Raw genomic sequence first — 21,814 nt, 5'->3', positions numbered from 1 at the left:
ATGGCAAAAACAATACTTTTGCAAGAATAAATTGCATATTTTGGAAATTTTAGCTTGCAGAATGCCTCGGAGGGTGGACGGAGTGAGTGGAGCCAATGCCAACATCAACACCCTTGCTCACGCCTGCCAAGAGTAGTATAATAAACGCAAGAATTTCTGCCGCAGCTGCGGCCTGAACAGGGGAGGAACCTTATATGAACAAACCGGTACTGGTGGTCATGGCGGCTGGCATGGGCAGCCGCTACGGCGGCATGAAGCAGATCGACCCGGTGGGGCCGAACGGTCAGGTGATCGTGGATTATTCCCTTTACGATGCCCGCCGCGCAGGCTTTGAGACGGTGATCTTTGTTATCAAGCATGAGATCGAGGATGCTTTCAAGGCAGCCATCGGCGAGCGTGTATCCAAGGCCATGAACGTGAAATACGCCTTCCAGCAGCTGGATGAGCTGCCCGCAGGCTTTGCCGTGCCGGAGGGCCGTGTCAAGCCCTGGGGCACCTGCCACGCCGTTCTGGCGGCAAAGGACCTCATCGACGGCCCGTTTGCAGTCATCAATGCCGATGATTATTACGGCCCGGAGGCCTTCCGGGTGATGTATGATTACCTGTCCACCCACGAGGACGGCGGCTATTACGACTACTGCATGGTAAGCTATCTGCTCCGGAACACTGTCTCTGAGAATGGCAGCGTGGCCCGCGGCGTGTGCGTGACCGACCCCGACGGCACCCTGCACAGTGTGACCGAACGCACCCGCATTGAAACGTACGAAAACGGCGTACACTTCACCGAGGACGGCGGCGCAAGCTGGACCGATCTGCCCGGCGATACCCCGGTGAGCATGAACCTGTGGGGCTTTGGCAAAAGCTTTCTGGACGAAGCCGAGCAGCGCTTTGCGGGCTGGCTGACCGAAAATCTGCCTAAAAACCCGCTCAAGTGTGAGTATTTCCTGCCGCTGGTGGTCACGGAGCTGATCGAAGAGGGCAAGGCAAAAATTCAGGTGCTGCGCAGCACGGATAAATGGTACGGCGTTACCTACCGTGAGGACAAGCCGCTGGTGGTGGAAGCCATCGCCCGCAAAACGGCAGAGGGCCAGTACCCGGAAAATCTGTGGGCCTGACCATTTAAAATGCCCTCCGCTTGGCTCTGGGCACCCGGCACAACTTTTCTGTAAAAACAAAAATCGGAAACGACCGCAGTCGTTTCCGATTTTTTTAACGTTTAATCACTTATTTTGTCTGGGGAGGGGTAAGGGATACCCCTTCATCCGAGAAGATCCAGAGCGTTTCATCGATATGAGAGCCACTCCTGGAGTAGGGTGTCACCTTGACGCGGAAGGTGGTGTCGTCGGTCTTTTTATAGGTGTGCTCCACGATGTCGCCGGTCAGGACCTTGCTGCGGATATAGTTGTAGTCCAGCAGGTCCGCCAGACTCTCGCGGTAGGCGGGCTGCACCTGCGTATCACGGTACTGCTGCAGAACGGCGAGGAAAGAGCCGCCGGAGGTGTCCAGAATTTTCTGGAAATAGTCCGGGACGATCACGCCGCGCATACGGTCGGTCTTCAGATCCACAACGAACACGCTCTTGTACTTGGGGGCAAGGACCCGCAGAAAATGCTCGGCATCCCGCTTTTCGGTCAGGGTCTGCTCCAGCTTCTCGTTCAGGCCCCGCAGCTGGCGCTCCTGGCCGTTGCGGGCATAATAGGCCTGCTTGTCCTGCCGCATGGCAGCTTCGGCCTGATTCATGGCATCGTCCAGCCGGTGCAGGTCGTTGGTGCTCTGGATGCCCACCGAAATCTCATATTCCTTCGCGCGCAGGAAAGCACGCATCTTGTCCACAGCCACCCACACGCTGTAGGGCGGCTGGTTCGGGGTGAAGATCACGAATTCGTCACCGCCGATGCGGTAGATGCGGCTGGAAACAAAGAACTTGCGGGCCGCATTGGCAATGAAGCAGAGCATGGCATCGCCGCTGCGGTGGCCCAGATGGTTGTTGATCTCGTGCAGGCCCACCACATCGATGTAGGTGCACACCATGGAGTCGTATTCGCTGGCCTGCAGCGTCCGCAGATCGGTCTCGAAGAGGCTGCGGTTCAGCAGGCCAGTCAGGGTGTCGTGGCTGTAGGAGAAGTCCAGCTCCTCGCTGAGATGGTCGGCCTGTGCATCCTCACGCACCACCACGGTGGCCCATGGGTTCTGGGCGCAGCAGTTGCGGCAGGGCAGAAATTCCATGGTGATCCACACGAACTGGCCGGACACGTTTTTGCGGAAGCGGTAGGCCTCTGGCTGCTGGGTGCTGAATACAGCGGAGCGCAGGGTCTCCAGATCGGTCTGGTCGGTGAACATCTCCGCGTCGTCCGGGTGAATCACCTTGTTCGTCACCATGCGCTCACAGTAAGCGGCAAAGTCCTCCTCGGTGTCCGAACCGGCACCGGGCAGGCGTGGATCCCGCTTGATGACCCGGTATTCGCCGGTGGAAAGGTTCAGCAGAGAAAGCTCCAGCACATTATCTGCAAAGATCTGGTAGGCCTGCAGTGCCAGTGCGGTCTGCTCACTGTCGGAGATGGGTGCCCGGCGGTCACGGCACATCAGGTCGCGGCGCATATCCCAGTAATCCTCGCTGTTGGGCTGGGCCAGCAGGGCCTCGGCGTTCTCCACCGGCATGGGCTTGTAGAAATAATAGCCCTGCGTATACAGGCAGTCGGCGGCCTGCAGCATGGAGACCTGCTCCGGCGTTTCCACGCCTTCGGCGATGATGGGCAGATTCAGGCGGTGGGCCATATCCACCACCGATTCCACGATCTGCACGCCCTTGCTGCGGTTTTGCTGGTTCATGTCGATGAGCTTCATGTCCAGCTTGATGGCATCCACGTTGGTGTCCTTGAGCATATTCAGCGAAGAATAGCCGCTGCCAAAGTCGTCCATCATCACAGAGAAACCTTTGCGGTGCAGGCCCTGGATGGTGTTTTCCACCAGAGAAGCGTTTTCGGCCAGCATGGTCTCGGTGATCTCGGCCAGCAGGAGCTTGGGCTCCAGCTGATACTTTTCCACAAGGTTGGAGAAGATCTGCGGCACGTCCAGATTGACGATATCCACCACAGAAACGTTCACAGATACAGGCACAAGATTGCTGCCGCTCTCCTGCCACTTGTGCAGGGTCTTGCAGACAGACTCCCAGATATACTGATCCAGCTGGGTCACAAGGCCGGTGCTTTCCAGCAGGGGCATGAACTCAGACGGGGGCACGCAGCCGCGGGTGGGGTGGTTCCAGCGCACCAGTGCTTCCATGCCCACGATGGCGCGGGTCATGCTGTTGCACTTGGGCTGCAGAAAGAAGCAGAACTCGTGATTTTTCAGGGCGTGCTCCAGCTCGCTCAGCAGCTGACGCTGCTTCTTGAGACGGCTGAGCATGGCCGGAGTAAAGGGGTGCATACCGCCTACGGCCGGGCTGGGGTCTACCGATGCGATCTGTGCAAGTGCATCGGGTTGCGGTGCGCCGACATTTTCATTCGACTTCAGTTCTTCGGACATGATAAATCCCTCGCTGTTGGATGTTTTCGACAAAATATGGCATTTTAGAAAACAGTATAGCACGATTTTAAACCTTTGAAAATAGATATTTAAAACATTGCGACATTGCGGCAAAAAAGAACGGAACGCCGGACGGGTCCGAAAGGCGGGGCATAAAAAGACCGCTGCATTCCTGTGCAGCGGTCTTTTGGGCAGCGGTCTCAGGCATCCTTGCGGGTGTCGGAGCCGTTTTTCTTCGGTTCTTCTTCGGGGCTTTCCCGGCGGGCAAGACCAAGGCGCAGGGCCTTGAGGGTGGTCTTTTTTACGCCATGCTTCAGGCCGGGGAAGGCGCGCAGCATGCGGCGCGGGCCAACGATGCGGGGGGTGCGCAGCAGCTGGGCCTGCATTTCATCGCTGCGGGCCTGCAGCTCCTCGGCCAGCTGTTCCAGACGCAGCAGCTCGGCAGCGCGCTCCATCGTGCCCTTGGCGGCCAGCTGTGCAGCCTTGGCGGCTTCGGCCGTGTTGAGCTTGGCGATCTCGGAAGCACGCTTTGCGGCCTCGCGGGCCTCTTCGGTCTTGGCACGGACGGCGGCCAGTGTTTCACGAAGGGCGCGCTTTTTCGGTGCGGCTTCGCGGGCCTCGGCGGCAGCAAGCTTGAGCTGCAGGCGCTGCTCGTCCAGCTTCTGGTCGGCGTTCAGGGTGGTGGTGCCCAGCAGCTGGGTCATGGCATCGCTGACGGCATGGATACTGTCGGCCAGCTGCTCCATGGCATCCAGCGTCTTGGCCAGACCGGAGGCGGCAAAGGCCGTAACGACTACGTCTGCCGCGTAGACTGCATAGAGCACACACATAACGACAAAGCCCACAAAGGGCGGGATCATATCCACAAGACCGGCGACGACCGGGTGGACGATGCGCATGACCACCAGCGTGCCCACGCCCCACAGCAGGCTGAATTCCAGACAGATGTAGCCGCCAATGTTGAAGGGAAAGTCGCTGTAGTCCCACCAGCGGGTGTGATAGAGCTTATACAGTGCCCAGCCGCCTACCAGTTCCAGCGCACTGGGCAGGATGACACCGCCGATGTACAGCAGCAGGACGCTGCCCTGCAAAGGGGTCAGGGCGAACAGCACGATGACCATGCCGAAGCCGTAAATGGGGCACACCGGGCCGTTGAGAAAGCCGCGGTTCACCAGCTGACCGGTGGTGGCGGCGGCAAAGATGACCTCCAGACACCAGCCGGTGCAGGAATAAATGAGGAAGAAGGCCAGCACATGATACAGCGAAAAGCCGCATACTGTGGTGGTCGTGAGAAAGTTGAGCATAAAACACCTCCTGTGAGAATCATGCTGCTGTGCAGGTCAGTTCTGTTTTTGTACGATCTTGTATTCATCGCCCGGCTCAAAGAACGGGCAGGCAGCTGTGCTGCGGGAAAGATAGCGGGCCATCTCGTCCTCGTCCAGACAGCCGCCCTGAGCACAGTACCAGCTGCCGTACTCGTCCTGCACATTGTTCAGGCAGATCTCGCAGGGGTCATTCATTGCCTTCGCCTTCCTGTGCAGCCTTGGCAGCAGCCTCGGCCTCGGCCGCTTCGCGGGCCTGACGCTTGAGGATCTTCGGCTCGATCCAGGTCACGCTGGCAGGGTCCGGGTCCTTGCGGGCGATCAGGGCCTTGATCTTGATGCCCATTTCGGTGAACATGCCCTCGTGTTCGGTGCGGATGTTCCACTCCGGCTCGTTCTCATGGAGGTCAAAGGTCATCCACTCAATGTCGTAGCCGGAAGCGGGGAAGTATTCCAGACTGTCGCGGAACAGATCATCGTCGTCGGTCTTGAAGTAGATCTCGCCGCCGTCCTTGAGGAACTCACGGTAGTTGATGAGCTGGCGCGGGTAGGTGAGGCGGTGCTTGTGGGAAGAGCCGTTCTTGCTCCACGGATTGCAGAAGTTGATGTAGATGCGGCTGACCGTATCCTCGGCGGTAATGACCCCCTTGATGCGCTCGATGTCGGTGCTCATGATCTTCACATTGTCGATGGGGCGGCCCGCAGCCTGATAGGCGGCTTCGATCTTGCGCTTGGCGAGGATGAGCACCTTATCGGTGATATCGATGCCCAGATAGTTGTTTTCCGGGTGGGCGCAGGCCAGCTGGGAGATGAAGCCGCCCTTGCCGCAGCCCAGTTCCAGCACAAAGGGCTGCTCCGGGCGGGCATACTGGGCGTGCCACTTGCCGCCCCAGATCAGCGGCTCGTGCACATGGAAGTCGGCTGCCATCAGCTCGTCGTGGGCATAGGGTTTGAAACGCATTCTCATAGTTTGTTGTTCTCCTTAAAATTAACGTGGCTCGCCCTCTCAGGCGCTGACGCGCCAGCTCCCCCAAAGGGGGAGCCCTTGGCAAAGCCGGAAGGTTTTCCGTACTGCCAAAGCCTCTCCCTTTGGGAGAGGTGGCTTTGCGAAGCAAAGACGGAGAGGGCGAGGATGCTTACCGGTTTTGCTCCCGCAAAAATTCCTCCACCTGTTCCGGTGTAGCGGCGCAGCTGCCCTGACAGATGCCGGGCTTGCCGCCGCCGCGTCCGTTCAGGGCGGCGTTCAGGGCTTTGGTCAGGGCGCGCACATCGCCGTCTGCCTGCGCGATGCAGTAGCCGGTGCCCTTTTCGGTGGGGGTCAGGGCGGCGCAGAGACCGGTGGTGGCTTCGGTCAGGCGCACCGCCAGCCGGTGCAGGCCGTCCGGGTCAAGGCCGGGCACTGTGCGGATGGCATCCTCACCGGGGTTTGCCAGCTGGGCAAGTGCATCAAACAGCTGAGAACATACACCAAAGTGTGTAAACTTGAGCGCAGTATACTCATCGTAGACACGATGCACCGCCACAGCGGTCTGGTCGGCCTTGGCCGAGAGCAGCGCCCCGATCTCTGCCTGCCGCTGGCGCATGGCCTGTGCAGCAAGCAATGCCCGCTGGCCGCACACCACGCTCAGCCGCACGCCGCCCTTGTAGTTCTCGCTGGCCAGAATTTTGATCTGTCCCACCTGTCCGGTGGTGCGGGTGTGGGTGCCGCAGCAGGCGCAGACATCCGCACCGGGAATGGTCACGATGCGCACCTGCCCTTCGATCTCCTTTTTGGAGCGGTAGACAAGGGCGGCAAGCTCCTCCCGGGTGGGGTAGCTGACCAGCACCGGCACATCCTGCCACACGATGCGGTTGGCGGCAAGCTCGGCTGCCTGCAGGCCCTCGGCAGAAATGGGCACGCTGGTGTCCATGCGCACAGCCTCGGAACCGATGTGGAAGCCCACGTTCTCGGCCCCGAACATCTGGTGCAGGATGCCGGAAAGGATGTGCTCACCGGTGTGCTGCTGCATTTTGTCAAAGCGCCATTCCCAGTCGATGCAGCCGGAAACGGCAGTGCCGGGAACAGCGCTTTCCGGCAGAGCGTCCACGCTGTGCCAGAGGATGCCGTCATGCTCGTGCACAGCGGTCACATTCAGCGTGGCACCGTCCGGCAGGGTCAGGGTGCCCCGGTCGGCAGGCTGACCGCCGCCCTCCGGGTAGAACACTGTGCCGTCCAGCGCAATGCGCCCGCCGCCGGTCTTTTCATCCGGCTCTGCGGCAAGGATGGTGCTCTCGCACTGGGTGCGGAAAGCGTCCTGTTCAAAGTATTTTTCAGTGCGCTGCATGGCGCGGGTACCTCCTGTTCAGGGTGCAGTTTGACGATTTAAAATGGCCGCCGCAGGCTCTGGCCATATTCAGCGGAAAATTTATTTTTATTTTTGCAGAATTGGAACGACTGCGATCGTTCCAATTCTGCTTTTTCACGCAAGGGGCCGTAAAGGCCAACAACAAAAGAGATTTTACTGCATCTGCCGGTTTCGGCCCTTCTGGTGAAAATGCGTTTGGAGCGGCCCGCGTTTGCGCAGCAATGAAAGCCCCGGTGGGGCTTTTAAGCGGCGAGCGGTCTGCGTCAGCAGATGGCGGGGCCTTGCCCCGACAAGTTCCGCAGGCCGCGACAAACGCGAAATAAAAAATCTGGATTCCGCTGAACATAGCCAGAGCGAAAGCGGAGGCTATTTAAAATCGAAAAAGGGATACACACCCAGTTTAAAAATAAGTATACCACGTTTTTTGCCTGTGGAAAATAGTCTGCGGATATGTTATGATAAGAAACAACGATATTCCCATAAAATGTTAAAAATGAGGAAGGTAATAGCATGCGTGAAAGTGGAATCCTGATGCCGGTGTCCAGCCTGCCCGGCCCTTACGGTATTGGCTGTTTTGGCAAGGAAGCATTCAAGTTTGTGGATTTTCTGGCACAAGCGGGCCAGAAGATCTGGCAGATCCTGCCGCTCAGTCCCACCGGCTACGGTGACAGCCCCTATCAGAGCTGCTCGGCCTTTGCGGGCAACCCCTATTTTATCGACCTCGACGCTTTGAAGGAAGAAGGCCTGCTCACCGCCGCCCAGCTCAAGGCCGAAAAATGGGGCACAGACCCCAAAGAGGTGGACTACGGCACTTTGTATGTGAGCCGCTTTAAAGTCCTGCGCACCGCCTACGCCGCATGGCGCAAGCAGTGCACTGGGCTGCACGGCTGCAGCTATTACTTCCCGGATGATTACTATGCCTTTACCCTCGCCAATGAGGAATGGCTGGACGACTATGCCCTGTACATGGCCCTGAAAGTGGCCAACGGCATGAAGAACTGGGTGGAGTGGGACAAGCCCTACCGCCTGCGCGACAAGAAGGCCCTTGCTGCCTTTGCCGCCGAAAACGAGGAAGAGATCGGCTTCTGGAAGTTCGTGCAGTACAAGTTTGCGGCCCAGTGGCAGGCGGTGAAGGCCTACGCCAACAAAAAGGACGTGCAGATTTTGGGCGACATCCCCATCTATGTCTCTGCCGACTCGGTGGATGCATGGGTGGGCGGCGCGCTGTTTGAGCTGGATGCCGACGGCGGCTTTGCCCGTGTGGCGGGCTGCCCGCCGGATTACTTCTCTGCCGACGGTCAGCTGTGGGGCAACCCGCTGTACAACTGGGCCTACCACAAAAAGACCGGCTACGCGTGGTGGGTGCGCCGGGTGCGCCACGCACTGGGCATCTACGACCTGCTGCGCATCGACCACTTCCGCGGCTTCGATACCTATTGGGCCATCCCGGCGGACAGCACCACCGCCCGCACCGGCAAGTGGGAGAACGGCCCCGGCATGGAGCTGTTCGATGCGCTGGAAGCTGCCCTTGGCAAGCTGCCCATCATTGCCGAGGACTTGGGCGAACTGTTCCCCAGCGTGCGAAAGCTGCTGGCCGACAGCACCTTCCCGGGCATGAAGGTGCTGCAGTTCGCCTTCAGCGGCGGGGACAACGAGTATCTGCCCCACAACTACATCAAGAACAGCGTAGTGTATCCCGGCACCCACGATAACACTACCCTGACCGACTGGTGGGAGAACGGCGCTTCCGAAAAGGAAAAGGCTGCCGCTGCCGCTTACCTGCACCTGACCGGCGTAAAGCCCACCGCAAAGGAGCTGGCGGCCATCCGAACCGATGATGTCCGCATCGCTCTGCTGCGCGCAGCGCTGGGGTCGGTGGCTGACCGGGCCATCATCCCCATGTACGACTGGCTGGGTCTGGGTGCGGAAGCACACCTGAATACCCCCGGCAAGCTGGGCGGAAACTGGGCATGGCGCGCCGCTGACAGCTTTGCCGCCAAGGCACTGGCCAAGACCATCCACGACGAGTGCAGTGTGTACTGCCGCGTATAAACAGAAGGCACAGAGCGGCGGGAGCTTGGCAATTTGACGAAAATATAAAAACTCCGGCAGAAAATTGTGCGTTTTGCTGGTAAAATCGGAAGCTGAATGGTATAATGTTGCTAAAGCGGCATTATGCCATTTTTCTTTGCCTGATGCGTTCCCGGCATTTCCGGAAACAGGGCGGGCGCGGGATGCATAATGCGGCAGATGGTTCCTGAACGTATGGGGAACAGGTGACTGCACGCGGGATACGGGAGCGCCGCGTGCGCAGATGATGGGGAAAATTACATGAAGAAAGAATGTACCGAGCAGGATCTACGGGAACTTGCGCGCTCAGCGCAGGCCGTATTTGAGGCAGTGACCCTGACCGAAGCACCGCTTTGTGACGGCTGGCAGGACGATGGTCTGCGGGTGGACTACGAGCTGCGCAATGGCCGTGTGGACTGTGTGCTGCACCGCAGAGTGGAAGCGGACGGCAAATGCTGGGAGCTGGAAATGTGCGCACCGCTGGCAGGCAATGTGCTGCCGGAAGAGCGCATGACACCCCGGGAGCGGGAACTGTGCCACGAGGATATGAGCCATGATTTCCTTACCGGCGTGTACAACCGCCGCTATCTGGAAACGGTGTTTGCCCAAAAGCTGGAACAGTGTGCAGCGCAGGGCCGCAAGGCGGCTGTGGCGCTGGTGAGCATCGACAACGGCCAGAAGCTGCGGGATACCTACGGCCAGCCTGTGATGGACCAGCTGCACTGCTTTGTGGGCAACCAGTGGAAAAAGAACTTTGATACCCCTGCGACCCGCGTGGTCTGCCGCCTGACCGGCAGCATCTTTGCGGTGGGCTGTCTGGACGCCGACGGCAAGCAGCTGGCAGAGGAAATGCAGAACCTGTATCGGCAGATGCCCCGGGAATGCATCACCACCACCGGCATGATGCGCCGGGTGCCCTTTACCTTGAGCTGCGGCGCAGCCGGGCTGGAGGATGTCTCTGCAAAGAACTGGCAGGCGCTGTACGAGCTGTGCGATGCACGCCTGCGGGAGGCACAGAACGCCGGCGGCGATCAGATGCGTGCAGAATAAAACCAGCGTATAAAATCCCCCTTTTGGCGCAGACTAAGGCCAGAAGGGGGATTTTTTGTATGGAAAACCAGAAAAACGACAACCTGAACCTGCTGGAAGCCGTGGTGCAGAATACCGAGATGGGCAAGAACACCTTGGAACAGATCGTGCCGATGACCGACGATGTGCAGTTCAAGGCCGAGCTGCTGCGCCAGCGCAATGTGTACCACCAGCTCAATCAGGAAGCGCACACCGCCATCGAGGCCTGCGGCGGCACCGCGCAGGGGCAGAGCGCCATGGCAAAGCTGAACACGAAAATGGGCATCAGTATGAAGACCCTCACGGACAAGTCCACCCGCAATCTGGCCGAGATGCTCACACAGGGCAGCGGCATGGGGGTGGTAGACTGCGTAAAGGCCCAGAAGGATTACCCCAATGCCGCGCCCGGTGCAAAGCGCCTTGCCCAAAGGCTGCAGGAGTTTCAGGAGGATAGCCGGGTAAAGCTGGAACAGTTCTTGTAAAAGAAAACCCTCTCAGGCTCACTTTGTTCGCCAGCTCTCCCGAAGGGCGAGCCATTGGCAAAACGGAAAACGTTTCCGGAATGTCAAAAGCTCCCCCTTTCGGGGGAGCTGGCAATGCGAAGCATTGACTGAGAGGGTTCTTTTTTACAGTGCTTCCACCATTGCTGCCACGATCTTGGTGGCGGTGGCTACATATTCCGCAATGCTGAACTTTTTCACCACCAGCACCTCGTGGCCGTCCTCGTCAGCGTTGTCGCTCATGGCGCGCAGGATGACGCAGGGCACACCGTTCTTGGCGGCGATCTGGCTCACAGCGGCACCTTCCATCTCCACGCAGTCGGGGGCGCATTTGGCTTCAATGGCAGCCTTGGTTTCACTGTCGCCCACAAACAGGTCGCCGGTGGCGATCTTGCCCACCAGAGCCTTCACACCCGCTTCGGCGCAGGCTTTTTCGGCGGCAGCGATCAGCTCCGGGTCGCCGGTGTATTCCTTGAGAAACGGCGGGTTCTGGCAGATCATATCCAGCTGTGCGTCGTGGTACAGCACGGTCTTGCCGATAACCACATCACCAATGCCGATCTTCGAGGTCATATTGCCTGCGATGCCGGAGAAGATGATCTTCTCCGCGCCGAATTTTGTGATGAGCACCTGCGTGGTGGCGGCGGCATTGGCCTTGCCCATGCCGGCACAGCACACCACCACCTGTTTGCCGGCCAGCGTGCCCTTGTGGTAATCCACGCCGCCGTAGGGCTCCACGGTGACGTTTTCCAGCTTTGCACACAGCTGATCGACTTCATCGGGCATTGCGCCCATAATACCGAAAATCATGGTGAACTCCTTTTACAGTAGGATTGATTTTTTTCAGCGTCCTCGCCCTCTCAGCCTCGCGTTGCTCGGCAGCTCCCCCAGAGTGGGAGCCCTTGGCAAAGAGATGAACTTTTCTGTCCCCAAGGGGGGAGCCTTCCGGTACGGCAAATCTTGCGATTCAGCCGGAAACTTTGCCGCCATGCCAAGGCCTCTCCCTTTGGGAGAGGTGGATGCGAACGCAGTGAGCAGACGGAGAGGGCAAGCCCGGCAGAGTTTTACATGGCTGCTATTTCGATATCAGACGTTGAACAGGAACTCGATCACATCGCCATCGTTGACAACGTACTCCTTGCCCTCGGTGCGCTGCAGGCCCTTGGCCTTGACGGCGGCGTAATCGAAGTTGTTGGCTTCCAGATCGCTGTAGCCAATGACGCTGGCACGGATGAAGCCGCGCTCGAAATCGCTGTGGATCTTGCCGGCAGCCTGCGGTGCCTTGGTGCCCTTGCGGATAGTCCATGCGCGGCACTCCTTCTTGCCGTCGGTCAGGAAGGAGATCAGGCCCAGCAGATCATAGCTGGCAGTGATGAGGTTGTCCAGACCGCTGGCTTCAATGCCCATTTCAGCCAGAAAAGCCTTCTTTTCCTCGGGAGAGTAGTCGGCGATATCCTCCTCGGTCTTGGCGCAGATGGGAATGTAGCGTGCGCCCTCTTCCTTGGCGCGTGCGGCCACCAGCGGGACATACTTGTTGTTTTCGATGCCCTCCATCAGGTCGTCCTCGCCCACGTTGCAGGCGTACAGCACCGGCTTTGCGCTCAGCAGGCCCATTTCATGCAGAACAGCTTGCTGCTCGGCATCGCCCTCGTCAAAATCGAAGCTGCGGGCAGGCTTGCCGGCGCTCAGGTGGTCGGCCAGCTGCTGCAGCCATGCGGCTTCGGCGGCAGCACCCTTGTTGTTGCCGCTCTTGGCAGCCTTTGCCATGCGGCCTGCGCGGTTCTGCACCACCTCAAGGTCGGACAGGATCAGCTCGTAGTCGATGGCATCGATGTCGGCAATGGGGTCCACGGCCTCAGCCTTGGAAACATCCTCCACCACATGGATAATGTTGTCATCGTCAAAGCAGCGCACTACATGCACAATGGCATCGCACTCGCGGATGTGGCCCAGGAACTTGTTGCCAAGGCCTGCACCCTGGCTGGCACCCTTCACAAGGCCCGCGATATCCACGAACTCCACGATGGCAGGGGTCTTTTTATTGGTCTGCCAGATCTCGGCCAGCTTGTCCAGACGCTTGTCCGGCACGGCTACGATGCCGCTGTTCGGCTCGATGGTGCAGAAGGGATAGTTTGCGGCTTCTGCATTCTTGGTGGAGGTGATGGCATTGAACAGAGTGGACTTGCCGACGTTCGGCAGGCCGACGATACCTAATTTCATTTTATTATACTCCTTGCGAAAAAGATTTTACGCTGCGGTAAAAAGCGATATTATAACAGGATAATTGTAGCACAATGGACGTTTTTTCTCAATACTCACTTAAGTGGAAACGAAAAGCCGCCCGTGGAAAAGCAGTGCTGCTTTTCCACGGGCAGTCCTTATGATTCAGGTTGTACGGGTCTTACTTGCAGATGGTAAGGGTGCCGGACGCGGTCTCCTCAAAATGGCTGGCGTAGAATTCCTCCATCAGCCGGATGAGAGAAACGATGTCCCGGGCACCGGCGGTCTCGTAGCAGGAGTGCATGGCCAGCTGGGGCAGGCCGATGTCCACGCAGTTCATGGATACCTGTGCCATGGCAAGGTTGCCCAGAGTGCTGCCGCCGACCTTATCGGAACGGTTGGCAAAATACTGCAGCGGGACACCGGCGCGGGCGGCAAGCTCCTTTGCCACGGCCATGCTCATGCCGTCGCTGGTATACTTCTGGCCGGCGTGGACCTTGACCACAACGCCCTCGTTCATGTAGGTGCAGTTGTTCACATCGGTATATTCCGGGTGGTTGGGGTGCACGGCGTGGGCGTTGTCGGCGCTGAACATGAAGCTGGAAGCCACCGCACGGTGGAAGTCCTCATCGCCGGGGCAGACGTTCTGCGCGATGCGGTGCAGTACATCGTACAGGAAGGTGGAAGCTGCGCCCTGCTTGGTGCCGGAACCCACTTCTTCGTTGTCGAAGAAGGCGGCAACATTGATGGACTGGGCGCTGTGTGCTTTCAGGAAACCCTTCAGGATGCCGAACACACACTGCTGGTCATCCAGACGGCCGGAGGAGATGAACTCCTCATTGCAGCCCCAGACGGCGGCCTTTTCGCGGATGCAGAGGAACAGGTCGCTGCCAAGGATCTGGTCTTCTGCGACCTGCAGCTCGGCGGCGATCAGCTTTTTCAGCACGCCTTCCTCGGCGGCACCGCCCAGCAGGGGAAGCATATCCACCTGCTTGTTGTAGGAAGCCTTGTCGTTGACCTCGCGGTTCATGTGGATGGCCACGCTGGGGATCATCAGCAGGTCGCGGTCCAGCGTGAGCAGGCGGGAGGTGATGGCATCGTTCTCCTTTATCAGCACGCGGCCTGCCACCGACAGCGGCCTGTCCATCCATGTGGAGCAGATCATGCCGCCGTAGCCCTCGGTGTTCAGCTTGGTGTACTTCCGGCCCATGTGGATCTCGGCGTTTTCCTTGATGCGGAAACAGGGGGAATCCGTGTGGGCAGCAGCCACGTTGAAGCTGTAGTTTTCCAGCTGTTCTCCCATGCGGAATGCAAGGATGCTGGAGCCGTTGCGGCAGACAAAATAGCTCCCGCCGGGTTCCAGCTGCCACCGGCGGCTCTCCAGCAGCTCGGAAAAGCCCTCCTTCAGCAGGATGTTCCGGACGGATGCAGTGGTGTGGTATGCGGTAGGATTGCCGTCAATGAAGGACAGCAGCTCCTGTACTTCTTTTTCGATCATTGGAAGACCCTCCATGGATTTATCGGTTTGGATGCTCCTATTCTACTTCTGCGGTTTGCGCTTTGCAATAGCCGGCCCTGCGGGCGGGGAAGAATTTGTTTTACATTGCGCGGGTTCTATAGTATACTATTCCTGTTGGTAAATATCGAATCGACAGGAAAGGCAGGAAACCGTCATGGAACGCAGCGATCCGCGCTATCAGGCGTATGTGGAAATATTAAAAGAGGAGCTCATCCCGGCAATGGGCTGCACAGAGCCCATTGCACTGGCTTACGCTGCGGCCCGGGCACGCGAGGTGCTGGGCGCACTGCCCGAGAGCGTGCAGCTGCAGGTGAGCGGTAGCATTATTAAGAATGTGAAGAGCGTCATCGTGCCCAACACCGGCCACCTGAAAGGCATGGAAGCCGCTGTGGCAGCGGGCATCATTGCCGGTTCGGCAGACAGAGAGCTGGAAGTCATCTCCGAGGTCAGCGAGGACAAGCAGGCTGCCATCCGGGACTATCTGCAGACGGTGCCCATTTCCATCCAGCACATCGAGCAGGGGCATGTGTTCGATATCATCGTTACCGAGCGCAGCGGGGATTCCTACGCAAAGGTGCGCATTGCGGATTTTCACACCAACATCTGCCTGATCGAAAAGAATGGCCGGGTGCTCTACGAAAAGCCGCTGCTGAACGAGGAGACCCGGCGGGACAGCCGGGCCGACCGCAGCCTGCTGAACATGAAGGACATCTGGGACTTTGCCGAGACGGCCGACCTGCAGGATGTGGCGGACCTGCTGGAACGCCAGATCCGCTATAACAACGCCATTGCAGAGGAGGGCCTTCTGGGCGACTATGGCGCGAACATCGGCCGGGTGCTGCTTTCTACCTACGGCAATGATGTGTCTATCCGGGCCAAGGCCAAGGCAGCCGCCGGTTCGGATGCCCGCATGAACGGCTGTGAGCTGCCGGTCATCATCAACTCCGGCAGCGGCAATCAGGGCATCACCTGCTCGGTGCCGCTCATTGAATACGCCAAGGAGCTGCACAGCGGCAAGGAAAAGCTTTACCGTGCCCTCATCATTTCCAATCTGGTGGCCATCCACGAAAAGACCGGCATCGGCACCCTGTCCGCCTACTGCGGCGCAGTCAGCGCCGGTGCGGGCGCTGGCGCGGGCATCGTATATCTGTGCGGCGACGGCTATCAGGCCGCCATCCACACGGTGGTCAATGCGCTGGCCATCGTGTCCGGCATCGTGTGCGACGGCGCAAAGGCCTCCTGCGCGGCAAAGATCGCATCCTCGGTGGATGCGGCCTTGCTTGGCTACAACATGTACAAGTGTCATCAGGAGTTCAAGGGCGGCGACGGCATCGTGATGAAGGACATCGAGACCACCATCAAGGGCATCGGCCGTCTGGGCAAGGACGGCATGAAGGAGACCAATGAGGAGATCATCCGGCTGATGATCGAGTAAGGCCGGGCCGGAATTGTGAAAAAATCATACAAATCCTTCTTTATTTTGTCATAACTCTTCCGTATAATAAGAAGTGGAATACTTTGCTGCTCTGCCCGCCCCCGGCGGGCATCCGATAAAATGGGAGGAGATCATTATGGCCAACGAAAAGATCCTCGTTGTGGACGACGATACCAATATCTGCGAGCTGCTGCGGCTGTACCTGACCAAGGAAGGTTATCAGGTCACGGTGGCAAACGATGGCGAAGAAGGTCTGGAAAAGTTCAATCAGGTCAAGCCCGATATGGTGCTGCTGGACGTGATGATGCCCAAGATGGACGGTCTGGAAGTGTGCCGCCGCATCCGCAAGGCGGGCAACACCCCGGTGATGATGCTCACGGCCAAGGGCGAGACCTTTGATAAGGTGCTGGGCTTGGAGCTGGGTGCAGACGATTACATGGTAAAGCCCTTTGATGCCAAGGAAGTGGTGGCCCGCATCAAGGCGGTGCTGCGCCGCTGCCAGACCACCACGGCTGCTGCCGAGAGCACCGAGGGCGTGATCGAATTCGACAACCTGCGTCTGGACATGAACAGCTATGAGCTGCGGGTCAAGGGCAAGGTGGTGGAGGCTCCCCCCAAGGAGCTGGAACTGCTGAACTGTCTGGCCTCCCATCCGAACCGCGTCTACACCCGTGACCAGCTGCTGGACGAGGTGTGGGGCTTTGAGTATTACGGCGACAGCCGCACCATTGATGTGCATGTCAAGCGCCTGCGCGAGAAGCTGGCCGGTGCTTCCGACAAATGGGAGCTGAAGACCGTATGGGGCGTGGGCTATAAGTTCGAGGTGCGTCAGTAATGCGCAAAAGTATCTCGGTGGCATTCTTCTCGCTGGTGTCCACCCTGATGGTGCTGGGCATCGTGCTGATGGGCGCTTCGGAGTGGGTGCTGTTCAAGAACTACTTCGCCAAGGACCGCTACGAAACACTGGATCAGGTGGTGGGTGTCACCCAGCGCACGGCCCAGTATCTGGTCCAGCAGGCGGAGCTGCCGGAAGGCGATGAGCTGGACGCACTGAGCACCAAGCTGGAGATCATCGGCGAGAGCGCAGAGGCCTATCTGTTCTTTACCGACAACGACGGCCGGGTGATGATCGCCTCCAGCCCGGACAAGCTGGAGAGCCTGACCGTGCCGGAAGAAATGATGGAGAAGATCGACGCTTCCGATGCGGATTACTACCATGTGTTCGGCACGCTTGGCGGCATGCTGGACGGGAAAAGCTACATCACGGTCAGCGAAATGCGCAATGAGAACGGCCAGCCCAGCGGCTACCTGTTCCTGTGCTCTTCCGGCGAGCAACTGACCCAGTTCAAGCAGCAGTTCTGGTCCAACTTCCTGCTGTCGGCCTGCGTGATGCTGCTGTGTGCCAGCATCCTGACCAAGATCCTGATGCGCCAGCTCACCGACCCGCTGCAGAAGGTGACGGATGCCGCCCAGCGCTTTGGCGGCGGTGATCTTTCCGTCCGTGTGGAGGGGGTGGAAGGCGAAGGCGAGGCAGCCGACCTTGCCCGCACCTTCAACCGCATGGCAGACAACATCCAGATGAACGACAACTCCCGCGGTCAGTTCATGGGCAACATCGCCCACGAGCTGCGCACCCCCATGACCACCATCAAGGGCTTTGTGGACGGCATTCTGGACGGCACCATCCCGCCGGATATGCAGAACCACTACCTGCAGCTGGTCAGTGAGGAAACGGGCCGTCTGGCACGGCTCATCCAGAACATGCTGGATCTTTCCAAGCTGGAAAGCGGCGAATATCAGGTGAATGCCCGGATGTTCAACATCTGGGAGACCATCACCGGCGTGGCGCTCTCGGCAGAGCAGCGCATCAACGACGGCATGATCGACATCGACGGCCTGACCATGGACGAAAAGGTGCTGGTCTACGCCGACCCCGACCTGATCCATCAGGTGGTGTATAACCTGCTGGACAACGCCATCAAGTTTACGCCTGCGGGCGGCACCATCCGCTTCGGGGTGGAAAAGCTTGGCCCGGAAGCCGAGATCTCCATCTGGAATTCCGGTCAGGGCATCAGCCCGGAAGCGCTGCCCTACGTGTTCCAGCGGTTCTACAAGGAGGACCGCTCCCGCGGCCTGCACGCCCGGGGCGCTGGCCTTGGCCTGAACATCTGCAAGGTGCTGGTGAACCTTTCTGGCGGGCAGATCCGGGTGGAGAGCCAGCAGGGCGAGTGGTGCCGGTTCGTGTTCACCCTGCCCACGGTGGCCCCGAATCCCGGCGGCATGAAGCGCCTGCCGGACGAAGCCGGCGGTGAACCCACCGTGGAAGACCCTGCAAGCATGAAGCCCGTAGAATGAACTTCCAGCCAGACGGCCCCGGACCCGGGGCGGTCTGGCTGTTTTGGCGTGGGGAAACTTTGCCGCCGATGAAACTCCCCCAGTCATCTCGCTGCGCTCAATGCCAGCCCCCTCTGGGATGGGGCCCTTGGCATGGCGGTAAAGCTTCCGGTTAAAGTGCAAATCTTCCGGGCGTGCCAGAGGCTCCCTCTCCGAGGGAGCTGGCAAAGCCGTCAGGCTTTGACTGAGGGAGTTTACTTCGCAAATGGACAGATCTTTCCAAATACGTCATTTCCGTGAAAAAGCCGTTGGCGGGTTTGATTTTTTGCTCGTTTTCATGTAAACTAAAAGATAACCATGCCCATGCTGTTTTTGCGGTTTGAAACCGCCAGCACAATGGGACAAATGGGAATAAGAATTTATAAAATAACGGAGCGTAAAGATAGAATATGGCAATCGTAAGTCCTTCGATCCTTTCCGCTGATTTTGGCAAACTGGGTGCAGACTGCCGCATGGTGCTGGATGCCGGTGCACAGATGCTGCATTACGACGTGATGGACGGTCACTTTGTGCCCAACATCAGCTTTGGCGTGCCGGTGCTCAAGAGCCTGCACAAAAATCTGCCGGATGCCTTTTATGATGTGCACCTGATGATCAGCCATCCGCTGCAGTATGCGGAAGCCTTCATCAAAGCCGGTGCCACCCTGTACAACTTCCACCTTGAGTGCGAGGACGATATCCAGGCCACCATCGATGCCGTCCGGGCGCTGGGCTGCAAGGTGGGGCTGACCATCAAGCCCGGCACCGACCCGCAGGCGCTGGCACCGTATCTTGACCAGCTGGATCTTGTGCTGGTGATGAGCGTGGAGCCCGGCTTCGGCGGGCAGAAGTTCATGCCCTCGGCGCTGGACAAGCTGCGCTGGCTCAAGGCAGAGCGCGAAGCGCGCGGCGCACACTATCTGCTGGAAGTGGACGGCGGCGTGGACAATGCCACCGCGCCCCAGTGCGTGGAAGCGGGCGCTGATATTCTGGTGGCGGGCAGTGCAGTGTTCGGCGCAGCAGACCCTGCTGCAGCCGTGCAGCACCTCGCCAGCCTTTGAAAGGATAACCATTTATGGATGAATCTTTGATCCAGGAGCAGGAGGCACAGCTCCAGAAGACCGGCCGCTACTATAAGCATATCTGCTTTATGGCGGTGCCGGTGCTGTGCATGGCCTGTTTTCTGTACGGTGTGCGCCCGCTGCTGCTGTGCGGCATTGCGGTGCTTACCGGTAACCTGTGCGACCGACTCGTTTCGCTGCTGCGCCGCCGCGTGTATCAGGGCGGTGACTTTTCCAACGAGAGCTTTGCGCTCGTCATTGCCCTGCTGATGCCGGTGACGGTGGATATCTATGTTCTGATCGCCGCAGTGATTGCAGGTGTGCTGATCGGCAAGGAGATCTTTGGCGGCTACGGCAGCTACCCCTTCAACCCGGCTGCTGTGGGCTATGTGGTGGCGGCAGTGTCATGGCCGGAACAGGTGTTCCGCTATCCGCAGCCCTATACGAACATCCCCCTGTGGGACGCCTCCATGGTGCCGGTCTCCAGCGCCATTGAGGACACCCTGCGCAGCGGCGGCATGCTGAACATCGGCTCGCTGGCGCTGGGTCTGGGCGAATATGCTGCTCCCATGGGCACCGGCGCTGCGCTGGTGATCCTTGCCTGCGGCCTGTTTTTGTGGACCCAGAAGGATGCCCACATGTCTGCATCGATCAGCTTTCTTGTGACCTGTGCGGTCATTGCATTCTTCTTCCCGCGGCAGGCGGGCCTTGCCGACAGTGCCGTGCTGTCAAATATCCTGCCCCGCCTGCAGTGTGTGCGGGATGAGCTGCTGACTGGCGCGATCCTGTTCAGCGCGGTGTTTCTGATCAACGAGCCTTACACCTGCGTGCACCACCGCATGGGCCGTGTGCTGTACGGCGTGCTGGTGGGTGTTGTGAGCATGGGCTTCCGCTACTATGGCGTGTACGAGACCGGTGTGTGCTTTGCACTGCTGGCGGTCAACAGTGTGTCGGCATGGATCGACCGCACCGAGGCAAAGCTGTATTACCTGACCCATCTGCAGGCAGATGCCGGAAAGGGGGCAGCACAATGAGACGCGCAACGGCTGAACTGATCGTAAAAGATCCCAACAAGTTTGCCCACCACGACCGTGTGTTTCTGAATAACCCGGTGGTCATGCAGGGCATGGGCCTTGCCCCGCTGGTGGTGCTTGCCACCAGCGGCCAGAATGCGGTGATGCTGGCGGTGGCGGTGGCGCTGCTGCTGGTGCCCTCCCGCGTGCTGGCCTGTCTGCTGAGCCGCCTTGTGCCCCTGCACGACGAGGACCCCGCTCCGGAAACGCTGCAGAAAAAGCTGCTGCCCCGTGCACTGGTGTACGGCTTCAGCACGGCGGTGGTGTATCTGGCGGTGTATCCCATCCTGAATATGCTGTTCAGCACCAGCCTGCTGAGCCTTGGCATCTACCTGCCCCTGCTCACCATGGAGCCGCTGCTGACCTACCGCTTTGGCCGCGTGCAGGAGACGGTGCGCAAGGCTGTCTCCAAGGGCCTGCGCATCACGGTGGGCTATGCTTTGCTGCTGGTGCTGCTGGGCTGCGTCCGTGAATGGCTGGCCGCAGGCACCATGTTCGGTGTGGTTGTCAGCCGCCCGGTGCTGCCCATGGCAAGCATGCCGGCAGGCGGCTTTATCGTGCTGGGCGTGCTGTGCGCCGTATGGCGTGCACTGGCCCAAAAGCGCAAGGCATATCTCACCAAAGAGGCACGCAACCTTGTGGATGTGCATTCCCAGAAGGAGGCGGACCGCGAACAATGAGAGATGTTGTAACAACAAGCGCAGTGTTCTTCAGCTATGCACTGCTGGCGGTGTTCGCGCAGAACGCCGTCTTTACCCGTGCACTGGGCGTTTCGCGTCTGGTGCAGCTGGTGGGCGATGACCGCACCAGCAGCTGGCTGTTCGGTATGCAGCTGTGCATCACGCAGGTGCTGGTAACGCCCTTTGCGTGGTATGCCGGCAGCCGGATCGCGCCGCTGGCAAACCGTGCCCAGCTGCGCCCGCTGGTGTATATTGCCAGCATTGCCGTGGTGTGCGTTCTGGAGCACGCCGTGCTGTGGCTGGCGAAAGGCCTGCCGCACCGCAGCGCATTGCTGCGCATCGTGCCGCTGGCGGGCCTGAACAGCTGTGTGCTTGGCACTGTACTGGTGGAGCGCACCCAGAGCTTTACGCTGGGGCAGAGCCTTGGCTTTGGCCTTGGCAGCGGCCTTGGCTATGTGCTGGCGGTGCTGTTGGTAACGGAAGCCCGCCACCGCCTGCGCAGCAAGGCCATCCCGGAAGCATTCCGCGGCCTGCCCATCACGCTGGTGTATATCGGCGTGCTGGCACTGGCGATCTATGGTTTCACCGGACATTCTGTGATCCTGTAACATTGGCAGGGAGGA

At 59.2% G+C, this 21,814-nt stretch carries 20 protein-coding genes; 12 read left to right on the top strand and 8 right to left on the bottom strand.

The annotated features are described in order from the left end of the window. Positions 1-194: 194 nt before the first annotated feature. Positions 195-1,115 carry an NDP-sugar synthase gene (locus ACGHUK_RS13690; protein WP_390574520.1) on the top strand — a complete coding sequence of 307 codons (921 nt, stop codon included), beginning with the start codon at positions 195-197 and terminating at the stop codon, positions 1,113-1,115. A 109-nt stretch (positions 1,116-1,224) separates the two neighbouring features. On the opposite strand, the gene ACGHUK_RS13685 is transcribed toward ACGHUK_RS13690, so the two are convergent. The 5 genes from ACGHUK_RS13685 to ACGHUK_RS13665 all read right to left on the bottom strand — a co-directional run bounded on the left by ACGHUK_RS13685 (position 1,225) and on the right by ACGHUK_RS13665 (position 7,171). Continuing rightward, positions 1,225-3,525, bottom strand: coding sequence for an EAL domain-containing protein (locus ACGHUK_RS13685; RefSeq protein WP_390574519.1), 2,301 nt, complete (start codon positions 3,523-3,525; stop codon positions 1,225-1,227). Positions 3,526-3,725: 200 nt separating this feature from the next. Then, on the bottom strand, positions 3,726-4,829 hold the full coding sequence (locus tag ACGHUK_RS13680; protein ID WP_371290311.1) for a putative ABC transporter permease: 1,104 nt from the start codon (positions 4,827-4,829) through the stop codon (positions 3,726-3,728). 36 nt (positions 4,830-4,865) lie between these two features. Beyond that, positions 4,866-5,045: a DUF6472 family protein gene (locus ACGHUK_RS13675; RefSeq protein ID WP_097777082.1), complete on the bottom strand. Its 180-nt coding sequence runs from the start codon at positions 5,043-5,045 to the stop codon at positions 4,866-4,868. Continuing rightward, positions 5,038-5,814, bottom strand: coding sequence for a tRNA (guanosine(46)-N7)-methyltransferase TrmB (trmB, locus tag ACGHUK_RS13670; protein WP_097781008.1), 777 nt, complete (start codon positions 5,812-5,814; stop codon positions 5,038-5,040). The genes ACGHUK_RS13675 and trmB overlap by 8 nt, the downstream gene beginning before the upstream one ends. Before the next feature lie 169 nt (positions 5,815-5,983). Next, positions 5,984-7,171, bottom strand: coding sequence for an alanyl-tRNA editing protein (locus ACGHUK_RS13665; RefSeq protein WP_390574518.1), 1,188 nt, complete (start codon positions 7,169-7,171; stop codon positions 5,984-5,986). A gap of 23 nt (positions 7,172-7,194) precedes the next feature. Here ACGHUK_RS13665 and ACGHUK_RS13660 point away from each other — a divergent pair, with 23 nt between their 5' ends. From ACGHUK_RS13660 to ACGHUK_RS13645, 4 genes are all read left to right on the top strand, one after another. Next, entirely contained in the window at positions 7,195-7,515 is a 321-nt protein-coding gene (locus ACGHUK_RS13660) for a hypothetical protein (protein WP_101956509.1), read from the top strand. 187 nt (positions 7,516-7,702) lie between these two features. Beyond that, complete coding sequence (gene malQ / locus ACGHUK_RS13655; RefSeq protein ID WP_390574517.1) at positions 7,703-9,244, top strand: 4-alpha-glucanotransferase; 1,542 nt, start codon at positions 7,703-7,705, stop codon at positions 9,242-9,244. A gap of 279 nt (positions 9,245-9,523) precedes the next feature. Further along, positions 9,524-10,312, top strand: a complete 789-nt coding sequence (locus ACGHUK_RS13650; protein WP_390574516.1) for a GGDEF domain-containing protein — start codon at positions 9,524-9,526, stop codon at positions 10,310-10,312. 59 nt (positions 10,313-10,371) lie between these two features. After that, positions 10,372-10,812, top strand: a complete 441-nt coding sequence (locus ACGHUK_RS13645) for a hypothetical protein (protein ID WP_044953312.1) — start codon at positions 10,372-10,374, stop codon at positions 10,810-10,812. 144 nt (positions 10,813-10,956) lie between these two features. Here the strand turns inward: ACGHUK_RS13645 and ACGHUK_RS13640 are convergent, their stop codons facing one another. The 3 genes from ACGHUK_RS13640 to ACGHUK_RS13630 all read right to left on the bottom strand — a co-directional run bounded on the left by ACGHUK_RS13640 (position 10,957) and on the right by ACGHUK_RS13630 (position 14,548). Further along, positions 10,957-11,640, bottom strand: a complete 684-nt coding sequence (locus ACGHUK_RS13640) for a 5'-methylthioadenosine/adenosylhomocysteine nucleosidase (protein ID WP_097774171.1) — start codon at positions 11,638-11,640, stop codon at positions 10,957-10,959. A gap of 276 nt (positions 11,641-11,916) precedes the next feature. Next, positions 11,917-13,050 carry a redox-regulated ATPase YchF gene (gene ychF, locus ACGHUK_RS13635; RefSeq protein ID WP_097774170.1) on the bottom strand — a complete coding sequence of 378 codons (1,134 nt, stop codon included), beginning with the start codon at positions 13,048-13,050 and terminating at the stop codon, positions 11,917-11,919. A gap of 181 nt (positions 13,051-13,231) precedes the next feature. Continuing rightward, positions 13,232-14,548: a M18 family aminopeptidase gene (locus tag ACGHUK_RS13630; protein WP_390574515.1), complete on the bottom strand. Its 1,317-nt coding sequence runs from the start codon at positions 14,546-14,548 to the stop codon at positions 13,232-13,234. A 175-nt stretch (positions 14,549-14,723) separates the two neighbouring features. Here ACGHUK_RS13630 and ACGHUK_RS13625 point away from each other — a divergent pair, with 175 nt between their 5' ends. The 7 genes from ACGHUK_RS13625 to ACGHUK_RS13595 all read left to right on the top strand — a co-directional run bounded on the left by ACGHUK_RS13625 (position 14,724) and on the right by ACGHUK_RS13595 (position 21,799). After that, a complete protein-coding gene (locus ACGHUK_RS13625; protein WP_390574514.1) occupies positions 14,724-16,004 on the top strand; it encodes a serine dehydratase subunit alpha family protein in 1,281 nt (426 codons plus the stop codon). A 136-nt stretch (positions 16,005-16,140) separates the two neighbouring features. Continuing rightward, positions 16,141-16,839, top strand: coding sequence for a response regulator transcription factor (locus ACGHUK_RS13620; protein WP_005938284.1), 699 nt, complete (start codon positions 16,141-16,143; stop codon positions 16,837-16,839). Beyond that, positions 16,839-18,359: a cell wall metabolism sensor histidine kinase WalK gene (locus tag ACGHUK_RS13615; RefSeq protein ID WP_120020658.1), complete on the top strand. Its 1,521-nt coding sequence runs from the start codon at positions 16,839-16,841 to the stop codon at positions 18,357-18,359. Before ACGHUK_RS13620 ends, ACGHUK_RS13615 begins: the two co-directional genes overlap by 1 nt. Before the next feature lie 428 nt (positions 18,360-18,787). Beyond that, a complete protein-coding gene (gene rpe, locus ACGHUK_RS13610) occupies positions 18,788-19,438 on the top strand; it encodes a ribulose-phosphate 3-epimerase (RefSeq protein ID WP_349935590.1) in 651 nt (216 codons plus the stop codon). A 14-nt stretch (positions 19,439-19,452) separates the two neighbouring features. Next, a complete protein-coding gene (locus tag ACGHUK_RS13605) occupies positions 19,453-20,472 on the top strand; it encodes an RnfABCDGE type electron transport complex subunit D (RefSeq protein ID WP_390574513.1) in 1,020 nt (339 codons plus the stop codon). Further along, complete coding sequence (locus ACGHUK_RS13600) at positions 20,469-21,191, top strand: Rnf-Nqr domain containing protein (protein ID WP_005938295.1); 723 nt, start codon at positions 20,469-20,471, stop codon at positions 21,189-21,191. Before ACGHUK_RS13605 ends, ACGHUK_RS13600 begins: the two co-directional genes overlap by 4 nt. After that, entirely contained in the window at positions 21,188-21,799 is a 612-nt protein-coding gene (locus ACGHUK_RS13595) for an Rnf-Nqr domain containing protein (protein WP_005938298.1), read from the top strand. Before ACGHUK_RS13600 ends, ACGHUK_RS13595 begins: the two co-directional genes overlap by 4 nt. Positions 21,800-21,814 lie beyond the last annotated feature (15 nt).

This window comes from Faecalibacterium sp. i25-0019-C1, from assembly GCF_042854225.1.
GTDB lineage: Bacteria > Bacillota > Clostridia > Oscillospirales > Ruminococcaceae > Faecalibacterium > Faecalibacterium taiwanense.
The sequence above is the reverse complement of the archived record's forward strand: the minus strand, read 5'-3'. Positions and strand labels throughout refer to the sequence as shown.